19 protein-coding genes are annotated in these 19770 nt (G+C 66.2%); 10 read left to right on the top strand and 9 right to left on the bottom strand.

Annotation, left to right across the window (positions count from 1 at the left end):
- Positions 1-187: 187 nt before the first annotated feature.
- Complete coding sequence (locus C8C94_RS14530; RefSeq protein WP_121421223.1) at positions 188-1549, bottom strand: M23 family metallopeptidase; 1362 nt, start codon at positions 1547-1549, stop codon at positions 188-190.
- 205 nt (positions 1550-1754) lie between these two features.
- Between C8C94_RS14530 and tyrS the strand changes: the two genes are divergently transcribed.
- Positions 1755-2987 carry a tyrosine--tRNA ligase gene (gene tyrS / locus C8C94_RS14525; RefSeq protein ID WP_121421222.1) on the top strand — a complete coding sequence of 411 codons (1233 nt, stop codon included), beginning with the start codon at positions 1755-1757 and terminating at the stop codon, positions 2985-2987.
- A gap of 95 nt (positions 2988-3082) precedes the next feature.
- On the opposite strand, the gene C8C94_RS14520 is transcribed toward tyrS, so the two are convergent.
- Positions 3083-4084 carry a LysR substrate-binding domain-containing protein gene (locus C8C94_RS14520; protein ID WP_121421221.1) on the bottom strand — a complete coding sequence of 334 codons (1002 nt, stop codon included), beginning with the start codon at positions 4082-4084 and terminating at the stop codon, positions 3083-3085.
- Between the two features lie 132 nt (positions 4085-4216).
- Here C8C94_RS14520 and C8C94_RS14515 point away from each other — a divergent pair, with 132 nt between their 5' ends.
- The gene (locus tag C8C94_RS14515) at positions 4217-4756 is read left to right on the top strand and encodes a DUF2917 domain-containing protein (protein WP_121421220.1); all 540 of its coding nucleotides are present in this window, start codon (positions 4217-4219) and stop codon (positions 4754-4756) included.
- A 105-nt stretch (positions 4757-4861) separates the two neighbouring features.
- Entirely contained in the window at positions 4862-5239 is a 378-nt protein-coding gene (locus C8C94_RS14510; RefSeq protein WP_121421219.1) for a DUF2917 domain-containing protein, read from the top strand.
- A gap of 123 nt (positions 5240-5362) precedes the next feature.
- Here the strand turns inward: C8C94_RS14510 and C8C94_RS14505 are convergent, their stop codons facing one another.
- The gene (locus C8C94_RS14505) at positions 5363-5971 is read right to left on the bottom strand and encodes a TetR/AcrR family transcriptional regulator (RefSeq protein WP_121421218.1); all 609 of its coding nucleotides are present in this window, start codon (positions 5969-5971) and stop codon (positions 5363-5365) included.
- Between the two features lie 230 nt (positions 5972-6201).
- On the opposite strand from C8C94_RS14505, the gene fabF reads away from it, so the two are divergent.
- Entirely contained in the window at positions 6202-7476 is a 1275-nt protein-coding gene (gene fabF, locus C8C94_RS14500) for a beta-ketoacyl-ACP synthase II (protein ID WP_121422874.1), read from the top strand.
- A 37-nt stretch (positions 7477-7513) separates the two neighbouring features.
- Here fabF and C8C94_RS14495 read toward each other — a convergent pair whose 3' ends face one another.
- Positions 7514-7912, bottom strand: coding sequence for a BLUF domain-containing protein (locus C8C94_RS14495; protein WP_055394662.1), 399 nt, complete (start codon positions 7910-7912; stop codon positions 7514-7516).
- Positions 7913-8038: 126 nt separating this feature from the next.
- Here C8C94_RS14495 and C8C94_RS14490 point away from each other — a divergent pair, with 126 nt between their 5' ends.
- From C8C94_RS14490 to C8C94_RS14480, 3 genes are all read left to right on the top strand, one after another.
- Positions 8039-8794, top strand: coding sequence for a Crp/Fnr family transcriptional regulator (locus C8C94_RS14490; protein WP_121421217.1), 756 nt, complete (start codon positions 8039-8041; stop codon positions 8792-8794).
- A 167-nt stretch (positions 8795-8961) separates the two neighbouring features.
- The gene (gene glmU / locus C8C94_RS14485) at positions 8962-10392 is read left to right on the top strand and encodes a bifunctional UDP-N-acetylglucosamine diphosphorylase/glucosamine-1-phosphate N-acetyltransferase GlmU (protein ID WP_121421216.1); all 1431 of its coding nucleotides are present in this window, start codon (positions 8962-8964) and stop codon (positions 10390-10392) included.
- Entirely contained in the window at positions 10389-11183 is a 795-nt protein-coding gene (locus tag C8C94_RS14480; RefSeq protein WP_121421215.1) for an ATP-binding protein, read from the top strand. Before glmU ends, C8C94_RS14480 begins: the two co-directional genes overlap by 4 nt.
- A 144-nt stretch (positions 11184-11327) precedes the next feature.
- Here the strand turns inward: C8C94_RS14480 and C8C94_RS14475 are convergent, their stop codons facing one another.
- The 5 genes from C8C94_RS14475 to C8C94_RS14455 all read right to left on the bottom strand — a co-directional run bounded on the left by C8C94_RS14475 (position 11328) and on the right by C8C94_RS14455 (position 15639).
- Positions 11328-12458 (bottom strand): diguanylate cyclase, encoded by a 1131-nt coding sequence (locus C8C94_RS14475; RefSeq protein ID WP_121421214.1) that lies wholly within the window; start codon positions 12456-12458, stop codon positions 11328-11330.
- Between the two features lie 48 nt (positions 12459-12506).
- Positions 12507-13559, bottom strand: a complete 1053-nt coding sequence (locus C8C94_RS14470) for a diguanylate cyclase (RefSeq protein WP_121421213.1) — start codon at positions 13557-13559, stop codon at positions 12507-12509.
- 156 nt (positions 13560-13715) lie between these two features.
- Complete coding sequence (locus C8C94_RS14465) at positions 13716-14042, bottom strand: MerR family transcriptional regulator (RefSeq protein WP_121421212.1); 327 nt, start codon at positions 14040-14042, stop codon at positions 13716-13718.
- Positions 14039-15025, bottom strand: coding sequence for a DnaJ C-terminal domain-containing protein (locus C8C94_RS14460; RefSeq protein ID WP_121421211.1), 987 nt, complete (start codon positions 15023-15025; stop codon positions 14039-14041). The genes C8C94_RS14465 and C8C94_RS14460 overlap by 4 nt, the downstream gene beginning before the upstream one ends.
- A gap of 104 nt (positions 15026-15129) precedes the next feature.
- Entirely contained in the window at positions 15130-15639 is a 510-nt protein-coding gene (locus C8C94_RS14455) for an Lrp/AsnC family transcriptional regulator (RefSeq protein ID WP_121421210.1), read from the bottom strand.
- Positions 15640-15779: 140 nt separating this feature from the next.
- On the opposite strand from C8C94_RS14455, the gene glmS reads away from it, so the two are divergent.
- From glmS to C8C94_RS14440, 3 genes are all read left to right on the top strand, one after another.
- Positions 15780-17693: a glutamine--fructose-6-phosphate transaminase (isomerizing) gene (gene glmS / locus C8C94_RS14450; RefSeq protein ID WP_121422873.1), complete on the top strand. Its 1914-nt coding sequence runs from the start codon at positions 15780-15782 to the stop codon at positions 17691-17693.
- 534 nt (positions 17694-18227) lie between these two features.
- Positions 18228-18731, top strand: coding sequence for a sigma-70 family RNA polymerase sigma factor (locus tag C8C94_RS14445; protein ID WP_121421209.1), 504 nt, complete (start codon positions 18228-18230; stop codon positions 18729-18731).
- A gap of 5 nt (positions 18732-18736) precedes the next feature.
- The gene (locus C8C94_RS14440; RefSeq protein WP_158603828.1) at positions 18737-19705 is read left to right on the top strand and encodes a DUF4880 domain-containing protein; all 969 of its coding nucleotides are present in this window, start codon (positions 18737-18739) and stop codon (positions 19703-19705) included.
- The last annotated feature ends 65 nt before the right edge of the window (positions 19706-19770 follow it).

Below are 19770 nucleotides of genomic sequence, written 5' to 3'. Positions count from 1 at the left end.
GGACTGTGAAGGCGTGGATGGAAGAGCCTCAGGTCCAGGGGCCCCAAAGCCCAGGCAAGCGGCGCGGCCGAGGCCAGTGACTGCCGCGCAAGGGCCGCCGCGCCGCGTATGCGGAGCTTCGCTTGCGTACGCTGGTGGCGTCCCCCCGTGGGGGGAAGGCGCGAAGCGACTCAGGGGGGGCTTCACTTCACTCTGCGCTGGCTTGTTCGATCCGTGCAGCGGCCGACAGCTGGATACGCATGTTGGCAGCCAGGCGGTCAAACGCAGGGCGCGAAGCCGCTGAGACTGGCGCTGCGGCCTCGCTCTGGGCCACGATGGTCTGCGGATCCTGGTGTACGCCGTTGACGCGGAACTCAAAGTGCAGGTGCGGGCCGGTGGCCCAGCCTGTGGCGCCCACGGCACCCAGGGTCTGGCCTTGTTCGACCGACTGTCCCTGGCGCACGTCGATGCGGCTCAGGTGGGCATACACGGTGACGTGCTGGTTGCGGTGCTTGACGAAGACCACATTGCCAAAACCGTTCTGCACGCCCGCAAACTCCACCACGCCATCGCCCACGGTGCGCACTGCGGTGCCGGTGGGCGCGGCGAAGTCGGTGCCCAGGTGGGCGCGCCAGGTCTTCAGGATGGGGTGCAGGCGCATCTTGAAGCCGCTGGTCACGCGCGAGAACTCCACCGGGGATGTGAGGTACGCGCGGCGCATGCTTTCGCCGTCCAGCGTGTAGTAGGCGCCCTTGGCGGCACCGGGTTCCTGGAACCAGACGGCCTCATGGGTCTTGCCGTTATTCACGAACTCGGCGCTCAGAACGCGGCCACTGGACAGGGGCTCGCCATCGGCTTCCAGCGTTTCGTACACCACCGAGAAGCGGTCGCCCTTGCGAAGCGAACGGCGAAAGTCGATGTTGCCCGAGAACAGCTCGGCCATTTGCACGGCCACGGCGTCGGGGATGTTGGACGCATCGGTAGCGGCAAACAGCGAGCTGTGGATGATGCCGCCCGCCAGCCGACTGTTGGTCGTCATCTTGGCGGTTTCGATGCGCGTCGCAAACTTGTTGTCGCCCGTGCGCTCGACGATCAGGCGGCGGAAGTTGCCACTGTCGTCCGGCACCCAGCGCACCGTAAGGCGAATCAGGCGGTGGTCGTCGGTGGTCTCTGCCGACACGATCCGGCCGGTGCGGCCCAGCACATTTTGTCGCACAGGAGTGTCACCACGCATGAATGCAGCGGCGGCCGGGTCGGCCACGCCCATGCGCTGCAGCAGCGACTCGGGGGTGTCGCTGCTGCGCACCTGTTCGGAGCGGAACAGCGAAAAGCCCGGGGCTTCCAGCTCGCCCAGCACGAGGTTTTCTGCCAGCGATTCAACGGGGTAGCTCACCATGCGCACCGGTAGCTCGGCCGGGTCCGGCGCAAAGGACGCCACAGCGAATGCGCCGCCACCACCCGTCAGCAGGATGGCTGCGACGGCGGCGGTGATGCGTTTGGGATGTTGTTGGATCGTGCGGGACAGCCGGTCAAGCAAAGCCGAGCTGGCGGTGGTCAAGCCGTGAATCAATGGTCTATCCCCAGGGTGAGAGTGAATCCGTGACACTTCCCCGGCGCTGGCGCGGGGCAAGGCATGGAGCACAGACTGTCAGGCTGCAGCCGTTCGACAGAATGGTCAAAAACAGGTCGAAACAGCGGTCCCACTAGAATCCGCCTCAAGCAATGTGGGCTGAAGTATAGCGGTGCATGCTGTCTAGACATCCCAAAAAACCCTTATGAATCAATCTGCTGTTACAACAACCCCGGTCTCTGATGGTGTAAGACAGGCCCTCGAAATCTCCCTGCGTGGCGTGCAAGAGCTGCTGCCGCAGGACGAATGGGTCAAGAAGCTGGCGCGCTCGGAGGCCACAGGCCAGCCGCTGCGCATCAAACTCGGGCTCGATCCCACGGCTCCCGACATCCACATCGGCCACACGGTGGTGCTGAACAAGATGCGGCAATTGCAAGATCTGGGCCACCAGGTGATTTTCCTGATCGGGGACTTCACCAGCCTGATCGGCGACCCCTCGGGCCGCAACAGCACGCGCCCGCCGCTCACGCCCGAGCAGATCAAGGTGAACGCCGAGACCTATTACAAGCAGGCCAGCATGGTGCTGGACCCGGCCAAGACCGAGATTCGCTACAACAGCGAGTGGAGCGAACCCCTGGGCGCGAGCGGCATGATCCAGCTCGCCTCGCGCTACACCGTGGCGCGCATGATGGAGCGCGACGACTTCCACAAGCGCTTCACCACCGGCCAGTCCATTGCGGTGCACGAGTTCCTGTACCCGCTGATGCAGGGCTACGACTCGGTGGCGCTCAAGAGCGACCTGGAGCTGGGCGGCACGGACCAGAAGTTCAACCTGCTCATGGGCCGCCATCTGCAGCAGGAATATGGCCAGGAGCCGCAGTGTGTGCTCACCATGCCGCTCCTGGTGGGGCTCGATGGCGTGGACAAGATGTCCAAGTCCAAGAACAACTACATCGGCATCACCGAAGACGCCAACACCATGTTCGCCAAGGTGCTGTCCATCAGCGACACCCTGATGTGGGACTGGTACACGCTGCTGTCGTTCAAGAGCCTGGCCGAGATCGCCGTACTCAAGGCCGAGGTGGAGGGCGGGCGCAACCCCAAGGATGCCAAGGTGATGCTGGCCAAGGAGATCACCACGCGCTTCCACAGCGCGGCGGCGGCCGATGCGGCCGAACAGGACTTCATCAACCGCAGCAAGGGCGGCGTGCCCGAAGACATTCCCGAGGTGGCGCTCTCCGGTGCACCGCTGGGCATCGGTGCCTTGCTCAAGCAGGCCAACCTGGCGCCCTCGGGCAGCGAGGCCAACCGCCTGATCGACGGCGGCGGCGTGCGTGTGGATGGCAGCGTGGTCAGCGACAAGGGCTTGAAGCTGGCTGCGGGCACCTACGTGGTGCAGGTGGGCAAGCGCAAGTTCGCAAGAGTGACTTTGTCCTGATTTTTAAGTCAGATTGGCTGTCGGCGCTTGTCGAATAAGCGCTGGCAGCTATAAAATTTGAAGCGCTGAAGCCGCAAGGCTCAGCGCTTTCTTCATCAGGCCCCGTCCAGGTTGTCGTTCAAATCCGGATCGGGCACATCGCCAATTGCCTGGCGGGTGGCCTCGGCCTGCACCTGCAGCCAGGCGCAGAAGGCCTTGATCTCCGGCCGCTGCGCGCTGCGTGGCCCCACCATGAGCCAATAGGCCAGCGGCGAGTCGATGCGGTGGCCGGGCAGCACCTCCACCAGGTCGCCAGCGGCCAGCGCATCGGCAATCAGCGGCATGCGTGCCAGCGCCAGGCCCTGGCCGGCCAGCGCGGCCTGCACGATCTGGTGGGCGTAGTTGAAGTACAGCCAGCGCTGGGGCTGGAGCTTGGTCAGGTCGCGCGTGTCGAACCAGCGGCGCCAGCTCAGGTACTCCAGGTAGTGCGTGCGGTGGGCGTCGCCTGCCTCGATCAGGGTGAACTGCGCCACGTCGGCCGGCGTGCGCAGCGGTTTGCCGCTCTTGAGCAGCCAGGGGCTGGCCACCACGGCCAGTTGCTCGCCAAACAGGCGGATGCCGCCTTGCGTGGCGCCGGCGGGCATGGCGTAGCGCAGGGCCAGGTCCACGTCCGAGGTTTCCAGATCGACCTGCACGTCGCTTGCATCAATGCGAATGTCGATGCCCGGGTTGTCGCGCTGAAACTCCTCCATGCGCGGGATCAGCCACATCGATGCAAAGCTGGCCCAGGTGGTGATAGCCACACTGCGTCGTCCGGCCGTCTGGCGCACCAGTCGCACGGCGGCGTCCATGCGCTCCAGCGCCGGGCCCACGGCGCGCTGCAACTGCGCGCCCGCGCTGGTCAGCTCCACCGCGCGGGTGTGGCGCAGAAACAGGGGCACGCCCACCTCTTCTTCCAGCGCCTGGATCTGGCGGCTTACGGCCGACTGGGTGAGCGCCAGTTCGTCGGCGGCGGCGCGGAAGTTCAGGTGTTTGGCCACAGCGAGAAAGGCGCGCCAGTGCCCGGTGGCCACGGGGCGGGTGCGAAGGACGGCGGGGGAATATTCGGCAGAGGCCATGGCAGGTGTCCTGGAGGGCGATTCATGCGTTGACGGAATGAATAGCGTACCGCGTTTTCATTGGACTGTGTACGGTGGAAGGCGCACCATTCAGGCTCCTCAACACGTTTTACTGAAGCCAAGGAGCCTGTCATGTCCCCCCGCAACGTTCTGGAATCGCAACAATCCGTCCACGCCGCCCGGGCTGGCCGTCGTGCGGCCGGTTGCTGGAAACTGGCCACAGGCCGGGCCTTGTCGCTGCGGCCGCACACCCATGGTGTATTGCAGATTGCGCAGGGGCAGGTCTGGCTCACCCTGAGCGGGTCTTTGGCGGATTTGCCGGGTGCGGCGGCCGATCATGTGCTGCGGGCTGGGGAGCAATTGACCATTGCGCCGGGCCAGCATGTGGTGATGGAAGCCTGGAACCCCCGGGGCAACGCTGAGGCCGTGGCTTTCCGTTGGGACAGCGTGGTGGCACCCGCCACGGCGCAGCCCGCCAGCCTGGCCGCCCGCGACTGGGAATGTGGCGTGGTGCAGCCGCTGCGCGACCTGGTGCAGGCACTGGGCCAAAGCGGGCGCGCCCTGGGTGCGGCGCTGGCCGATGTGACGGGTGCAGGCGGCCGGTTTGCCGCCGGTCTGGCCCGGTTTGCTCTGCATCGGATAGCAGCACCGCTACAGCGCAAGCCCGCTTGAAGCGTATATGCAGGAAAAGCATCAATAGGTGCCGTGCTTTTCATTGGACGTTGTTCTGCAAGCCGCGCACCATACGGTCTTATTAGGGTTTACCCGGAGAACACCATGACAACCTCTCACGCTCTTCATCTGTTTGCATCTTCCCGCGCGCTGGGCGCGGTCGCTGGTAGCACCGGCAACGTGGCAGCGGGCGCTGCTGTCACGCTGGCACCCAAGGTTGCAATGACTTTGCGCATTGCCGAAGGCCAGGCCTGGGTCACGCTGGGCAAGGGCCTGGGCGACAGCAGCGACGTGTTCCTGTGCGCAGGGCAGTCGCTGCCCGTGGCTGCGGGCCAGTCTGTGGTGGTCGAGCCGCTGAACGGCCGCCGTCTGCAGTACCGCTGGGTGGATGGCGATGCCGCCAGTGCCCGCCCCGCATCCTGGTGGCGCCGTGCGTCCGTTGGCAACGGGGCTCCCGCCTGGGGCGATGCCTGCTGCGCCTGACCTGATCTGAGGCGCTCGGTCGCCTCGGTTGGGTGTGGGGTTAGAGTCAAAAGAGCTGCTACCGCTTGTCCATCAAGCGGTAGCAGCTCTTTTTTTAATAGCGAACGGGGAATCACCAGACCGTCAGCGCGGCTCTTCGCCCAACAGCCCAATCAGCTGGGTCTGCAGCGTCGTCAGCAGTTCATCCGACAACGCGGGCTGCGCCGCAGCGGTGGCTCGGGCCAGCACCAGCCCGCCGACCATGGTGGCCAGCACTTGTATCGCGCAATCCCGGTCTTGTGACCGCACGGTTGCGCTGCCTGCCTCGGCCCTGCTGTCGACCAACAACTGGGCAAACCGCTGGATGTTGCGCTCGATGCCCTCGGCAAACACTTCCGACAGCCCACCGCCCGCCCGTGCGGCGTCCACCGCCAGCGCGGCGACGGGGCAGCCGGTGCCCGGCGCGTCGCGGTGCTGGGGCGAGAGGTAGCGCTGGATGCGCTCGCCCACGGTGGTGTGAGGTGTGGCGCCTTCCAGCGGGGTCATCGACCAGTCAAACGCCCGCGCACACGCCTCCTGCACCAGCGCGTCCTTGGAGGCGAAATGCCGGTACAGCCCGCCATGGGTGAGCCCGGCATCGCGCGTGATGTCGGCCACGCCCACGCCGGTCAGCCCCCGCTCACGGTACAGGCGGGAGGCTGCATCCAGGATGCCCTGCCGGTTCTCTGCGGCCTGTGCTTTGGAAACCTTCATGGGAGCCTCTTATTGATTGCGAGCGTACGCAAAAAGCGGTTGTGCCTTTATGATGATGGCTGCAATCATAAAGGCGCGGGCCCTTTCCGCGCGTCGCTGCAGCACCCCAGAACCGGTTCTTGGTGCTGCGCCCAATTTGTCTGACGAGGTGAATGCATGAAAAAAATGATCCCTGGCGGCCGTGGTGCCGAGGTGTGGAGTGGTTTGTGCTGCGACAAGGCGGTGGCCTGATGCGGCGCGTTGTGGTCACGGGCATGGGCCTGGTGTCGCCGCTGGGCTGCGGCGTGGAACTGGTCTGGCAGCGCCTGCTGGCCGGGCGCTCGGGCCTGTCACGCCTGCCGGACGCGGTCACGGACGGCATTGCCGCCAAGGTGGCGGGGCAGGTGCCGGATGTGGCGCAAGACCCCGAAGGCGGCTGGGATGTGGACGCCGTCGTCTCGTCCAAGGACCAGCGCAAGATGGACCGCTTCATTCCCTTTGCGCTGGGCGCGGCGCAGCAGGCGCTGGCGCAGGCCGGCTGGCCGCCTGCCGATGAGCGTGCGCGCGAGCGCACGGCCACGGTGATCGCTTCGGGCATTGGCGGCTTTGGCGCGATTGCCGAGGCGGTGCGCACCACCGACACGCGCGGCCCGCAGCGCCTGTCGCCGTTCACGGTGCCCTCCTTCCTCGTCAATCTGGCCGCAGGGCAGGTGTCGATTCGCCATGGCCTCAAGGGGCCGCTGGGGGCGCCGGTCACCGCCTGCGCCGCCAGCGTGCAGGCGATTGGCGACGCCGCGCGCCTGATCCGCAGCGGCGAGGCCGATGTGGCCCTGTGCGGCGGTAGCGAGGCGGCCATTGACCGCGTGAGCCTGGGCGGCTTTGCAGCGGCCAAGGCGCTCGGCACGGCGTTCAATGACACCCCCGAGCAGGCATCGCGCCCCTTCGATGCGCAGCGCGACGGCTTTGTGATGGGCGAGGGCGCGGGCATGCTGGTGATCGAGGCGCTGGACCATGCCCTCGCGCGCGGAGCCACGCCGCTGGCCGAGCTGGTGGGCTACGGCACGTCGGCCGACGCGTACCACATCACCTCCGGCCCCGAAGACGGTGACGGCGCAGCGCGCAGCATGCTGGCAGCGCTGGCGCAGGCAGGCCTCACGGCGCAGGACGTGCAGCATCTGAACGCCCACGCCACGTCCACCGGGGTGGGCGACCGGGGCGAGCTGGCCGCCATTCGCCGTGTGTTTGGCGCGGGGTCACAGGTGGCCATCAGCTCCACCAAGTCGGCCACGGGCCATCTGCTGGGGGCGGCGGGCGCGGTGGCCGCCATCTTCACGACGCTGGCGCTGCGCGACCAGGTGGTGCCGGGCACGCTGAACCTGCACACGCCCGATGCGTTGGCCGAGGGGCTGGACCTGGTAGCGCTGCGGCCCCGGCCCATGGCGCTCTCCCACGCCATGCTCAACGGGTTTGGTTTTGGCGGCGTGAACGCCACGCTGGTCCTGCGGCGCTGGCCGGTAGCCGCTTGACGTCTGGTGTCTGCCCCGTGCTGTGGGGGGGGCGGTCTCAGTGGACGAGTTCGCCCCGCACGGCTTCGAAGGCGGCCAGGGCTGCATCCCCATCCAATTTCTCCATGCGGGCGAGTGCATCCTCGTCTTCCACGGTGCTGAATGCCAGACTGAAGTGTTGAAAACGCCGGCCCGCCAGCGGGCCGTGGTGCAGCACCTCGACGTTGACATGGCGGGGGTCGTTGCGGATGCGTTCGATGAGTTTGAGCACCGCCTTCTGCGGACCTTCGAGCTGCTGGCAAAAACGCTGGCCGTCAAAAATCAGCAATCCCGTCACGTCCAGCTCCGCGTTGACCTGGCGCGCTCGCCCGGCAATCTCGGCCACCACGCTCAGCGGTTGCTCGGGGGCGAGGGTGCTCACGTAGAGGACCTCGTAAAGGGCGGGGGATACGTTCATAAGTGAGGCCCAATGTAGGGGGCACGCGGCGGTTGCACAATGTCAAAAGACATAGATGTAACTGCTGCGCCACCCGGCGCGTTGTGGTGCTGTCGCAAAATGTGAATCGATGAGAATTGCGCCACCATGAACGCCACCCTGCCCGCCCATGTCTGCCCCCCAACGTGCCACGATTGCAGATTGCGCAAGACCGGCGCCTTCACCGCCGTGAAGCCCGAGGTGCTGGACTTCATTGAAGGCTTTCGCACCGACAGCCTGGCCGTGGAAGCAGGCGGCGCGCTGGTGCGCGAAAACCAGACCAACGCCAAGCTGTTCACGCTGTATTCGGGCTGGGCCTTTCGCTACAAGACCATGAGCGACGGGCGCCGCCAGATCCTCAATTTTTTGCTGCCTGGCGACCTGGTAGGCCTGCAGCAGGAGTTTGGCGATGTCTCCACCCATGGCATCGAGGCGCTGACCGATTGTTCGCTGTGTGTGTTCCAGAACGACAGCCTGTGGGCGCTGTTTCGCGAGCACCCGCGCCTGGGCTACGACATCACCTGGCTGTCGGCCCACGAAGAAGGCCATGTGGACGACAACCTGCTTACCGCCGGCCGCCGCAACGCCACCGAGCGCGTGGCCATGCTGCTCATGCACCTGTACCGACGGCTTGACCGCATCGGGCTGGTGGAGGACGGCACAGTGGCGTTCCCGCTCAACCAGCAGCACATTGCCGACGCCCTGGGGCTGTCGCTGGTGCACACCAACAAGACGCTGCGGCGCCTGTCGCTGCTGGGCCTGCACGAGCTGAAGAACGGCCGCCTGCGCCTGCTCAACACCCGGGCTCTTGCGCGCATCGCCGAGTACTACGACACGCCGCCCCGGCTGATGCCGCTGCTGTAAACGCTGTCTGCTGCGGCAGAAATCTGAGAGAAATGGCCTCTAGCGCCTGATAGATAACCGCAAATAGCTACTGTTTTAATAGCTTTTTGCGCCCAGCGGGCTGCAGCCGATAATCCACGCCATGCCCGCGCGCCGGGCTTTTGCAGCGCCCACCCATCTCCTCTTTCATGACCTCACTCGACATCCTCATCATGGCGGCCGGCAAGGGCACGCGCATGAAAAGCCGCCTCCCCAAGGTGCTGCAGCGCCTGGCCGGGCGCCCGCTGCTGCACCATGTGCTGGACCAGGCTGCACACCTGCAGGCCCGCAGCGCCATCGTCATCACCGGCCATGGCGCTACAGAAGTAGAAGCGGCTACCGCAGGTGCAGCAAGCGCTAGCGCCTCTTTTGACCTCAAATTCGTGCGCCAGGAACCCCAGCTGGGCACCGGCCACGCGGTGCAGCAGGCCGTGCCGCACCTGCGCGATGACGGCACGGTGGTGGTGCTGTCGGGCGATGTGCCCCTGACCCAGGCCGACACCCTGCGCGCCCTGGTGGCTGCCAGCGGTGGCGAGCGGCTGGCGCTGCTCACGGTGACCCTGCCCGACCCCACCGGCTATGGCCGCATCGTGCGCAATACATCGGATGCCGTGCAATGCATCGTCGAGCACAAGGATGCGAGCGACGCCCAGCGCGCCATCACCGAGGTCTACAGCGGCATCATGGCCGTGCCCGCACGGTTGCTCACGCCCTGGCTGGCGCGGCTGACCAACAACAACGCGCAGGGCGAGTACTACCTCACCGACATCGTTGCCATGGCCGTGGCCGACGGTGTGCCCGTGGTGGCCCACCGCATCACCGACGCTCTGCAAGTGGCAGGCGTCAACAGCCCGCTGCAACTGGCCGAGCTGGAGCGCGCGCACCAGCTGCGCCAGGCCCGAGCCTTGATGGAGCAAGGCGTGCGCCTGGCCGACCCCGCCCGCTTTGACCTGCGCGACGACACCCGCACCGGAGTGCGTGGCGAGCTGGTCTGCGGGCAGGACGTGGAGATCGACGTGAACTGCGTCTTCACTGGCCGCGTGGAGCTGGGCGAGGGCGTGAGCATTGGCGCGAACTGCTGCATTGCCAACGCACGCATCGCAGCAGGCGCGGTGATCCACCCCTACACCCACATCGACGGCGAAAAGCTGGGCGCCACCGTGGGCGAGGGCGCGCTGATCGGCCCGTTTGCCCGCCTGCGCCCCGGCGCACAACTGGGCCGCGAGGTGCACATCGGCAACTTTGTGGAAGTGAAGAATTCCACCCTGGCCGATGGTGCCAAGGCCAACCACCTGGCCTACCTGGGCGACGCCACGGTGGGTGAACGCGTGAACTACGGTGCGGGCAGCATCACCGCCAATTACGACGGCGCCAACAAGCACCGCACGGTGATCGAGGCCGATGTGCATGTGGGCAGCAACTGCGTGCTGGTGGCGCCGGTGACCATTGGCGCAGGCGGCACGGTGGGTGGTGGCAGCACCATCACGAAGAGCACGGCACCAGGCGCACTGAGTGTGGCGCGGGGCAAGCAGGTGAGCATTGCCAACTGGGCGAGGCCCGCCAAACAGCCCAAGCCATGAACGAACCAGACGCCAGCGCCGGGGACGAGCTGCAGCAATTGCAGGGATTGCGCGCCGCGCTGGCCCGCAGCCAGCAGCAGGTGGCCGACATGGCCGCTGCGCAAGAGGAGTTCTTGCGTGCCGTGTCGCACGACCTGCGCGCGCCGCTGCGGCACGTGACGTCGTACGGCACGCTGGTGCGCGAGGTGCTGGGCGACCTGCCGCCCGAGGTGGTGCAGGGTGCCGAGGTGCAGGAGGCGCTGGGTTTTCTGGCCACGATGGACCAGTCTGCCCGGCGCATGGGGCTGATGATCGACGGCCTGCAAGCCCTGGTGCGCGCCAGCCGCGCGCCGCTGCGCCTGCAGCCGGTGCCGCTGGGCAGTGCCATCGCCCAGGCGCGCGCCGCGCTGGCCGCTGCCGAGGCCGGGCGGGGGGTGGAGTGGCGCATTGCGTCGGATTTGCCCACTCTGCAGGCCGACCCCACGCTGCTGCAGGAACTGCTGGTGCAAGTGTTGGGCAATGCCCTGAAGTTCGCCCGCCCTGTGGCGCACGCGTGCATCACGGTGTCGGCGGATGCGGCACCCGCAGGCCACGTGGCTTTTACGGTGCAAGACAACGGCGTGGGCTTCGACCCCGCGCGCGCGGGCAGCTTGTTCGGCGTGTTCCAGCGCCTGCACCGCGAGACAGAGTTTGACGGCGTGGGCGCGGGGCTGGCGCTGTGCCGCGCGGTGGCGCAGCGCCATGGCGCGCAGATCAGTGCCACGGCGGTGCCGGGCGGTGGCTGCACGGTGCGCGTGTGCTGGCCAGCGTGAGCAAAGATTTGATAATTTGCTATTAAAAATATAGCTCTTTACGCTTGATGGATAAGCGCTGGCGGCAATTTTTATGCTGATTCCTGGGTCCCGCGGCGTTGTCAGCGCCCCGGGCTCAGCAGGTTCAGCAAACCCCCTCCGGGTTCAATGGGTCTGCACCACCGGCGCAGGTGGTGCCGCGTGGGATGTCTGCGCTTCATGGTCTGCCACCTGGTTGCGCCCGGCGTTTTTGGCGCGGTACAGGGCGGCGTCGGCGTCGTTGATCCACTCGCGCAGGCCCGCCTGGTGGGGCGCGGCTTGTGCCAGGCCGATGCTGCTGGTGAGGTGCAAACCAGGCTGGTCGCGCAGGTGCAGGGCCGCGATGCGGCTGCGAATGCGCTCGGCGATGGCCAGCGCATCGGCTGCGCGGGTGCCGCTGAGCACCACTGCAAATTCGTCCCCGCCGTAGCGGCCTGCGTGGTCGTGTGCGCGCACGCAGTCCAGGATCACCTGGCCCACGGCGTGGATCACTTCGTCCCCCACGGTGTGGCCGTGCAGGTCGTTGATGGACTTGAAGTGGTCGATGTCGATCATCAGCAGACAGGCGGGGCTGCCGCTGGCGTGAAACCGCTCCAGGCTGAGCTTGGCCTGGTCCTGCCAGTGGCTGCGGGCCACCAGGCCGGTCTGGGCGTCGGTGCGGCGCAGGCTCTCCAGCTCGCGGTTTTGCCGCGCCACCGTGCGGATCAGCCGGTAGCTGGACGTGCTGACCGCCAACCCATGCACGATGAGCAGGGGCAGGGTGCACACCACCACCAGCAGTGAGCTTTCCAGTCGTGGCTCGGGCCGCAGCAGCAAGGTCATCAGCAGGCACATGCCCGCCATGCCGGGCAGGGAGTGCAGCCACAGGCGTTTGATGCCGGTGCTGAACTTGTCGTAGGTGGTGATGAGGACCATCACCACGCAGGGCAGCAGGTTGAAGTGCAGCAGCGGCACCCACATGCCAGCGATGGCCGAGTCGATCAGCAGATTGCGCACTTCGGCCCGGTAGGGATCGGCGCTGTGCCGGGCCAGCAGGTAGGCCAGCTGGGGCCAGACCAGCGCGGTGACCCCCAGCAACCACCACATCCACGCCGGAGACTGGTTGTCGTGCAGAACACTGCCCAGCAACACGGCACCCAGGCCCATGCCCAGCATGCGCAACGGGTAGATGCGGCGGTAGGTCAGCCGCTCCGACGCGGGGCCGATGCCACCGTGGCGGCGGTAAGAAGCAGGCTGCGGATCGTTCGCGGGGGTCATGCTGGCACGGGGCGGCGAATGTGGTGTTCTGGAACCGGTTCTGGGCTGCTACACCGCAGGCGCCAGCGCTGGCTCCATGCACCCCGCCACGCGGTTGCGCCCACCGTTTTTGGCGGCATACAGCGCGGCGTCGGCGGCGTCGATCCAGGCGCGCAGGTTGCTGTGGCGGTGGTCGGCGGGGGCTACGCCGATGCTGCTGGTGATGCGCACGCCGGGCAGGCTGCGCAGGCGCACGCCTTCGGTTTGCTCGCGGATGCGGTGGGCAATGGCCAGCGCGTCCTTGGCGAGCATGCCCGGCAGCACGATGGCAAATTCATCGCCGCCGTAGCGCCCCGCGCAGTCGCCCGCGCGCACGTTGCCGCGCACCACATGGGCCAGCGCGCGGATCACCTCGTCACCCACGGTGTGGCCATGGGCGTCGTTGATTTCCTTGAAATGGTCAATGTCCAGCATCAGCATGCAGGCGGGTTCGTTGCTGGCGTGGTGGCGGCGCAGCGCCGCCTCGGCCTGCTCTTGCCAGTGGCCGCGCCCGAACAGGCCCGTGAGCGCATCCACGCGCCGCAGTTCGTCCAGCATCTGGTTGTGCCTTGCCGACTGGCGGATGAGCTGGTAGCTGACCATGCTGACCGACAGCGTGTGCAGCGCCATCACCGGCAGGCAGGCAACCATGACCCGCATGGAGGTTTCCGGCGCCCAGTGCAGGCCGGCCAGCGCCACGCCCGCCAGCCCTCCGACCAGCATGGCGGGCAGCGCACGCGCCCACAGCCCGCGGATGCCGGTGGTGATCTTGTCCACCATGGTCAGTGTCAGCAGCAACACGCTGGGCAGCAGGTTGAAGTGCATCAACGGCACAAAGCTGGCGGCCAGTGCGGAGTCAATGAGCAGGTTGCGGGTTTCAGCGCGGTAGGGGTCGGCGCTGTGCCGTGTGATCAGGTAGGCCACATGGGGCCACACAAAAGCAGGCAGCACCATGGCCAGCCAGGCGGTGACGCTGGCGTGGCGCTCCCACAGCACCACGCCCACCACCATGCCACCGAGCCCCATGCCCAGAATGCGCAGGGGGTAGATGCGGCGGGGCATCTGGCGGCGGGGTGTGGGCATGGATGGATAGGGTGATGCCGCTCGTGCAGCGCTCTGGGGGGGGCGGGCTCGCGAAGGGGCTGGGGGGAGCTTACATGCCCCTGTGGGGCGATGCCAGCATGAAATGACCAGGTGCTGCGGCGTGGCCCCCAGGCGTCCCGTCGTGCTCAGCGCCGTTCAACGGCCTTTCAGGTGCCGCAGCTGCTGGCGCAGGGTGGTGACTTCTTCGATCAGGTCGGCCGTGAGTGCGGCCAGGTGCGGGTCGGCGTCGAAGGTGAGTTCCAGGTGGGCAATGCGCCGGGCGCGCACCACGGTGGCCCCGCTGAAGCGCCAGGCCGAGCGGTCGCCTTCGCCTTCGGTGCCAGCCTGCAGCAACCCCTCCTGCAGCCGCGCTGCCACCCATTCGGCATCCATGCGGCAGGCGCGGGCCAGGGCGTCCAGCGTGAGGGCGGCGCTGCCATCGTCGAGCAGTTCTGCAGGGGGCGTGGGGGAGTGGGCGCTCATGGCTGGGCTCCTTGCGCAGCGCGCGGGTTGTAGTGGGGAAAGGCCTGGGCCAGCGCGGCGTACGCAGCGCGTTCGGCATCGGTGGTGGCCGGCGGCAGGGCCATGTGCAGTTCCAGATAGAGGTCACCCGGTGGTGTGCCCGGGATGCCCCGGCCCTTGAGGCGCAGCTTGCGCCCCGCCTTCCAGCCTGCGGGCACCGCCACCTCGATGACCGAGCCGCCAGGCGTGCCCACCTCGACCGAGGCGCCCAGGGCTGCCTCCCAGGGGGCCACCACCAGCGGCTGGTAGACATCGCGGCCCTCCGCGCGCCAGCGCGGGTCGGGCTTGAACAGCACCTCCAGAAACAAATCGCCCGCCGGTGCACCACCCCAGCCCGGGCTGCCCTGGCCAGCCAGGCGGATGAGCTGGCCTTCGCGCACGCCCTGCGGGATCTTGACGGCCAGATGGCGCTCGTCGCGCACCAGCGATCCGTCATCGGCCTGGTGCGCGCTTTGCAGCGTGAGGGTGCGTTCGGCGCCCTGGTAGGCGTCGGCCAGGTCCAGCTCGATGCGGGCGTGGTGGTCTGCGCCGCGCTGGGTGGGGGGTGGTCTTCTGCTGGTGTGTTCGCTGCGCCCGGCGCCACGCGCCCGGGCGGCACGGCCAAACAGCTGTTCAAAGAAGTCGCTGTAGTCGCCCGGAGCGCCACCCGGACCACCCGTGCCGTCCGAAAACTCGAACCCCGCATCCCAGTGCGGGGGCGGGCGGAAGTCCTGCCCCGGCTGCATGCGCGGTTCTTGCGCAAGGCGGTCGTAGGCGGCGCGTTTTTCCGGGTCGGAGAGCACGGCGTTGGCCTCGTTCACCGCCGTCATGCGCGCCACGGCGTCGGGCTCCTTGCTCACGTCGGGGTGGTATTTGCGCGCCAGCTTGCGGTAGGCCTTCTTGATCTCGTCGGCCGTGGCGGTGGGGCTGACCCCCAGCGTCTGGTAGTAGTCCTTGAACTCCATGCGGCGTGGCTCCTGTGTGTCCAACCACTCTATGCCGATGCGGCGGGAAGGCAAGAGGACTGGGACAACGGCATGCAAAGGGGCTGTCAACCATTTGCTATGAATTAAATAGCTGCTTGCGCTTTATGATCAAGCGCTAGAGGCACTTTTGTACCAAATTTTGCCCTGCGGGTTGCAAAGAAGGCCTTCACGTTGCGCACATTGGCATCGCCCGTGAACAGGCGCTGCGACAGCGCCAGGTACCCCGGCATGTCCCGTGTGTGCACCACCAGCACAAAGTCCGGCCCGGGCGATACGCGCCAGCATTGCTGCACGGCGTCGTCGGCCACGGCGCGGGCTTCGAACGCGTCAAGCTGTTCGGCGCCTTGGCGGTCCAGCGACACCTCGACGATGCAGGCCAGCCCGTGGCCCTGAATGGCCGCAAGCCGATCGGGCTGCAGGATGGCCACCTGGCGCTCGATCAGACCGGCATCGTGCAGGCGCTTGACGCGGCGCAGACAGGTGGGTGGGGAGACATGCACCTGTTCGGCCAGGGATTGGTTGCTCTGCGCCGCGTCGGTTTGCAGCAGGTTGAGCAGCTGCAAGTCTGTGCTGTCGAGTGGTATGGATTCCATGATTTTCTATAAATTGAATAAAAATTTCATGCATTGTGTTTTGTGAAATTTAAGTTCAATTTCATTGAAATATCAATCGATAATTTTTCTCAATGCTGCTTACGATCCGCCCCATCGAATCCAACCCAAGGGCAAACACCATGTGCGGCATCGTCGGCGCGGTCTCTACGCGCAACATCGTTCCCATCCTCGTCCAGGGCCTGCAGCGGCTTGAATACCGGGGCTATGACTCCTGCGGCGTGGCGGTACATGCCTCCAGCCTCGATGCAGCGCGCCCGGCGGGCCTGCAGCGCGCCCGCAGCACCGCCCGCGTGGCTGAGTTGCTGGAGCAGGTGACCACCGAACACATCGACGGTGCCACCGGCATTGCCCACACCCGCTGGGCCACCCATGGCGCGCCCGCCGTGCACAACGCCCACCCGCACTTCAGCCACGGCACTGGCGCAGACGCGCAGGCCCAAAGCGCAGGCCGAGTAGCCTTGGTGCACAACGGCATCATTGAAAACCACGAAGAACTGCGCAAGGCGCTGCAGGCACGCGGCTATGTGTTTGTGAGCCAGACCGACACCGAAGTCATCGCCCACCTGGTGGACAGCCACTACAGCGGCGACCTGTTCGACGCCGTGCAGGCCACCGTGGCCGAGCTGCATGGCGCCTACGCCATCGCCGTGATGCACAAGGACGAACCGCACCGCGTGGTGGGTGCACGCGCCGGTTCGCCGCTGATCCTGGGGGTTGGAAACGGGGGCGCAGAGCACTTTCTGGCCAGCGATGCCATGGCCCTGGCGGGCGTCACTGACCAGATCGTTTATCTGGAAGAGGGTGACCTGGTGGACCTGCAGCTGGGCCGCTACTGGATCGTGCGCAAGGACGGTGCCGCACTCACGTCCGAACAGCGCCCCGTGCGCACCGTGCTGGCCCACAGCGGCGCGGCCGAGCTAGGCCCCTACCGCCACTACATGCAAAAGGAAATCTTCGAGCAACCGCGTGCCATCGCCGACACGCTCGAAGGTCTGGCAGGCATCGTGCCCGAGCTGTTCGACGGCGCGGGCCAGCATGGCGAACCTGGCGCCGCCGCCTGGCGTGTGTTCAAGGAAATCGACAGCGTGTTGATCCTGGCCTGCGGCACCAGCTACTACAGCGGCTGCACCGCCAAATACTGGCTCGAAGACATCGCGGGCATCCCCACGCAAGTCGAAGTGGCCAGCGAATACCGCTACCGCACCAGCGTGCCCAACCCACGCACCCTGGTTGTCACCATCAGCCAGTCTGGCGAGACCGCTGACACCCTGGCCGCGTTGCGCCACGCGCAGAGCCTGGGCATGCAGCACACGCTGACCATCTGCAACGTGGCCACCAGCGCCATGGTGCGCGAATGCAAGCTGGCGTACATCACGCGCGCCGGTGTCGAGATCGGTGTGGCCAGCACCAAGGCCTTCACCACCCAGCTGGCAGGCTTGTTTTTACTGACGCTGGCGCTGGCCCAATCCAAAGGCCGTTTGAGCGATGAGCAAGAAGCCGCCCACCTCAAAACCATGCGCCACCTGCCCGTGGCCTTGCAGGCTGTGCTGGCGCTGGAGCCACAAATCATCAGTTGGGCCGAAGACTTTGCCCGGATGGAAAACGCTCTCTTTTTGGGCCGAGGCCTGCACTACCCTATTGCGCTGGAAGGCGCCTTGAAGCTTAAGGAAATCAGCTACATCCACGCCGAGGCCTACCCGGCGGGCGAACTCAAACACGGCCCCCTGGCTCTGGTGACCAGTGCCATGCCCGTGGTCACCGTGGCGCCCAATGACACCTTGCTCGAAAAGCTCAAGAGCAACATGCAGGAAGTGCGCGCGCGCGCTGGCGTGCTCTACGTGCTGGCCGACGCCGATACCCGCATCGAAAGCAGCGAGGGCATCCATGTCATCCGCATGCCCGAGCACTACGGCCCCTTGAGCCCGCTGCTGCACGTGGTGCCGCTGCAGCTGCTGGCGTACCACACCGCGTGTGCGCGGGGGACGGATGTGGACAAGCCCAGGAACCTGGCCAAGAGTGTCACAGTGGAGTGACGAGTGAACTGACCCCCCGGAATTTGATCGTAAAAATAAACTCTGTAACCTGTAAATAAAACCTGTAATGGTGCAGCGCACCTGCACCGATGGGTTCCAAGCGCCTCAGTTGAGGCGCTTTTTTATTGTCAGATCACAAAGCTATGGGGGAGTTGGATGGGCTGCTTCAGGCTGATCTGAGTCATTCAAGTTCTAGTACCTGAACGGCAGCATCCGCCAACACCGGTCGCTAGTTGCAGCCCGGCCTGAATGGTCACTGCGCGCCTGTTCTAGCGCATGGCGTCGTCGGCTGACTTGGTGTGTAAGGTGATCTTGATTAGATGCACCACGCGCTCGTCCTTAATCGTTCGCGGCTCGCCTGGGTGCTATCAGAGTGGTAGCGCTGCCAGTCTGCAAGCACCCGACGCCGGACACCAGGCCGTGAATCGCCCAGGAACCAGGTGGACAAGACCGCAAGGCGTTGATAACAAGAATTGTTATCATTTGTGCATTTTAAGCCTGCAGCCTGCCTACTTGAACTCCTGACCCAGCGCCATGCCTCCAGTCCAGTTTCATGCCGACGTGGATGTGATCTTTCGCCAGAACCATGCGTGGCTTCGTAGTCGCCTGATGCGGCATGTCTCCAGCCATAGCGACGCGGAGGATGTGGCGTCCGAGACCTTCTTGCAATTGGCGCAGTACAGCGCACCCTCCCAGATTCTGGAGCCACGCGCCTTTCTCTCCACGCTCGCCAAGCGCATCCTGATCAAGCTCTGGCAGCGCCAGGACCTGGAGAAGGCATATGCCGACACGCTGCGCCACATGCCCGAGGCGGTGGCGCTCTCGCCTGAGGAGCATGCCATCCTGATGGAGGCTATCTGCCAGATTGACCGAGCGATAGCGGCCTTGCCCTTACCGGTCAAAACCGCGTTTCTCCTGTCGCGGCTTGATGGCCTGAGCTACCCACAGATTGCGGCATATATGGGCATTTCTCTGGCCACCGTCGAGCGGCACATGAAGCGAGCCCTGCTGCAGTGCGTGAGCTGCACCACGGCATGAGGGTGATGCCCCCGCCCAACGAACAAGCGCTGAATGCGGCGGTGGACTGGCTGGTACACCGGGAAGCCTCCGAACCGAGCGCAGCAGACCGCGAGGCCTTCCAGCACTGGCTGGACCAGGACGCTTCGCACCGTGGCGCCTGGGAGCGGGTGAACAGCGCGCTGGCGGCCCCGCTGCAGACCATTCGCACCCTTCAGCCACGGACCGAGGGGCAGCCGGTGAACGCAGCCCTGCAAACGCTGTTCAAGACCCGGCGTCGCCGCGTGTTGCGCGGCGCTCTGGGCGTGGCTGGCGTGACGGCCGCCTCTGCATTCGTGGCCCACCGCTGGACCCCGCTCGGGCAGGTTATGGCCGACCTGCGCACCGGAACGGGGGAGCGGCGCGCGTTCACCCTCGCCGATGGCACGACCGTGCTGCTGGATGCTCGCTCCTCCGTTAATGTGCGCTACGTGGCGGACGTGCCCAGTTTGCAGCACAAGGCAGGCGCACTGATCGCCACCCGCGCTTTCACTGGCCCCGCGCCTCTGAGCATCCACACCCGGCATGGGCAGGCGCAGATGGATGCGGGGCGCCTGATGAGCCGCGTGCATGCTGACCGCACCGACCTGGTGGCCCTGGAGGGCCTGCTGCACTTTCAGCCGCTCGGGCTTGCACAGTCCAGGCTGCGCACGGGCGAAGGCGCCAGCTTCAGCGGGGGCACGCTAGAGCGCCTGCAGGGCAACGTCGTGGGCAGGGCTGCCTGGCAACAAGGGATGCTGGCGGTGGACGACTGGCCCCTGGGGGATGTGGTGAATGCCATCCAGGCCTACTACCCGGGCTTTATCCGGGTTGCCCCCTCTGTCTCGGGGTTGCGGGTGTTCGGCATCTTCCAGCTTGACGTGCAGCTGCTGCTGGAAACGCTTGCCCAGACCTTGCCGGTGCAGATTCGCCGCCTGGGCCCTTTGGTCTCCATCGACGCCAAACCTCCCCGCTGAGGTGGCGTGAAAAAAGCTGAGGGGATTTTCCGTTTCGCCGCACAAGGTGGTCAACACAGCGCGAA

The organism is Acidovorax sp. 94 (assembly GCF_003634645.1).
In the GTDB taxonomy this organism is placed as follows: domain Bacteria; phylum Pseudomonadota; class Gammaproteobacteria; order Burkholderiales; family Burkholderiaceae_C; genus Acidovorax; species Acidovorax facilis.
Note: the sequence above shows the minus strand (reverse complement) of the source record. Positions and strands in the feature narration are given on the sequence as shown.

Bases quoted from the DNA above. Each gene is read 5' to 3' on its own strand.
- C8C94_RS14440 (WP_158603828.1), top strand. From the start codon at position 18,737: ATGCCCCCGCCCAACGAACAAGCGCTGAATGCGGCGGTGGACTGGCTG.
- C8C94_RS14520 (WP_121421221.1), bottom strand. From the start codon at position 4,084: ATGGCCTCTGCCGAATATTCCCCCGCCGTCCTTCGCACCCGCCCCGTG.
- C8C94_RS14445 (WP_121421209.1), top strand. From the start codon at position 18,228: ATGCCTCCAGTCCAGTTTCATGCCGACGTGGATGTGATCTTTCGCCAG.
- C8C94_RS14510 (WP_121421219.1), top strand. From the start codon at position 4,862: ATGACAACCTCTCACGCTCTTCATCTGTTTGCATCTTCCCGCGCGCTG.
- C8C94_RS14495 (WP_055394662.1), bottom strand. From the start codon at position 7,912: ATGAACGTATCCCCCGCCCTTTACGAGGTCCTCTACGTGAGCACCCTC.
- C8C94_RS14455 (WP_121421210.1), bottom strand. From the start codon at position 15,639: ATGGAATCCATACCACTCGACAGCACAGACTTGCAGCTGCTCAACCTG.
- C8C94_RS14515 (WP_121421220.1), top strand. From the start codon at position 4,217: ATGTCCCCCCGCAACGTTCTGGAATCGCAACAATCCGTCCACGCCGCC.
- C8C94_RS14475 (WP_121421214.1), bottom strand. From the start codon at position 12,458: ATGACCCCCGCGAACGATCCGCAGCCTGCTTCTTACCGCCGCCACGGT.
- C8C94_RS14470 (WP_121421213.1), bottom strand. From the start codon at position 13,559: ATGCCCACACCCCGCCGCCAGATGCCCCGCCGCATCTACCCCCTGCGC.
- fabF (WP_121422874.1), top strand. From the start codon at position 6,202: ATGCGGCGCGTTGTGGTCACGGGCATGGGCCTGGTGTCGCCGCTGGGC.
- glmU (WP_121421216.1), top strand. From the start codon at position 8,962: ATGACCTCACTCGACATCCTCATCATGGCGGCCGGCAAGGGCACGCGC.
- C8C94_RS14460 (WP_121421211.1), bottom strand. From the start codon at position 15,025: ATGGAGTTCAAGGACTACTACCAGACGCTGGGGGTCAGCCCCACCGCC.
- C8C94_RS14465 (WP_121421212.1), bottom strand. From the start codon at position 14,042: ATGAGCGCCCACTCCCCCACGCCCCCTGCAGAACTGCTCGACGATGGC.
- tyrS (WP_121421222.1), top strand. From the start codon at position 1,755: ATGAATCAATCTGCTGTTACAACAACCCCGGTCTCTGATGGTGTAAGA.
- C8C94_RS14480 (WP_121421215.1), top strand. From the start codon at position 10,389: ATGAACGAACCAGACGCCAGCGCCGGGGACGAGCTGCAGCAATTGCAG.
- glmS (WP_121422873.1), top strand. From the start codon at position 15,780: ATGTGCGGCATCGTCGGCGCGGTCTCTACGCGCAACATCGTTCCCATC.
- C8C94_RS14505 (WP_121421218.1), bottom strand. From the start codon at position 5,971: ATGAAGGTTTCCAAAGCACAGGCCGCAGAGAACCGGCAGGGCATCCTG.
- C8C94_RS14490 (WP_121421217.1), top strand. From the start codon at position 8,039: ATGAACGCCACCCTGCCCGCCCATGTCTGCCCCCCAACGTGCCACGAT.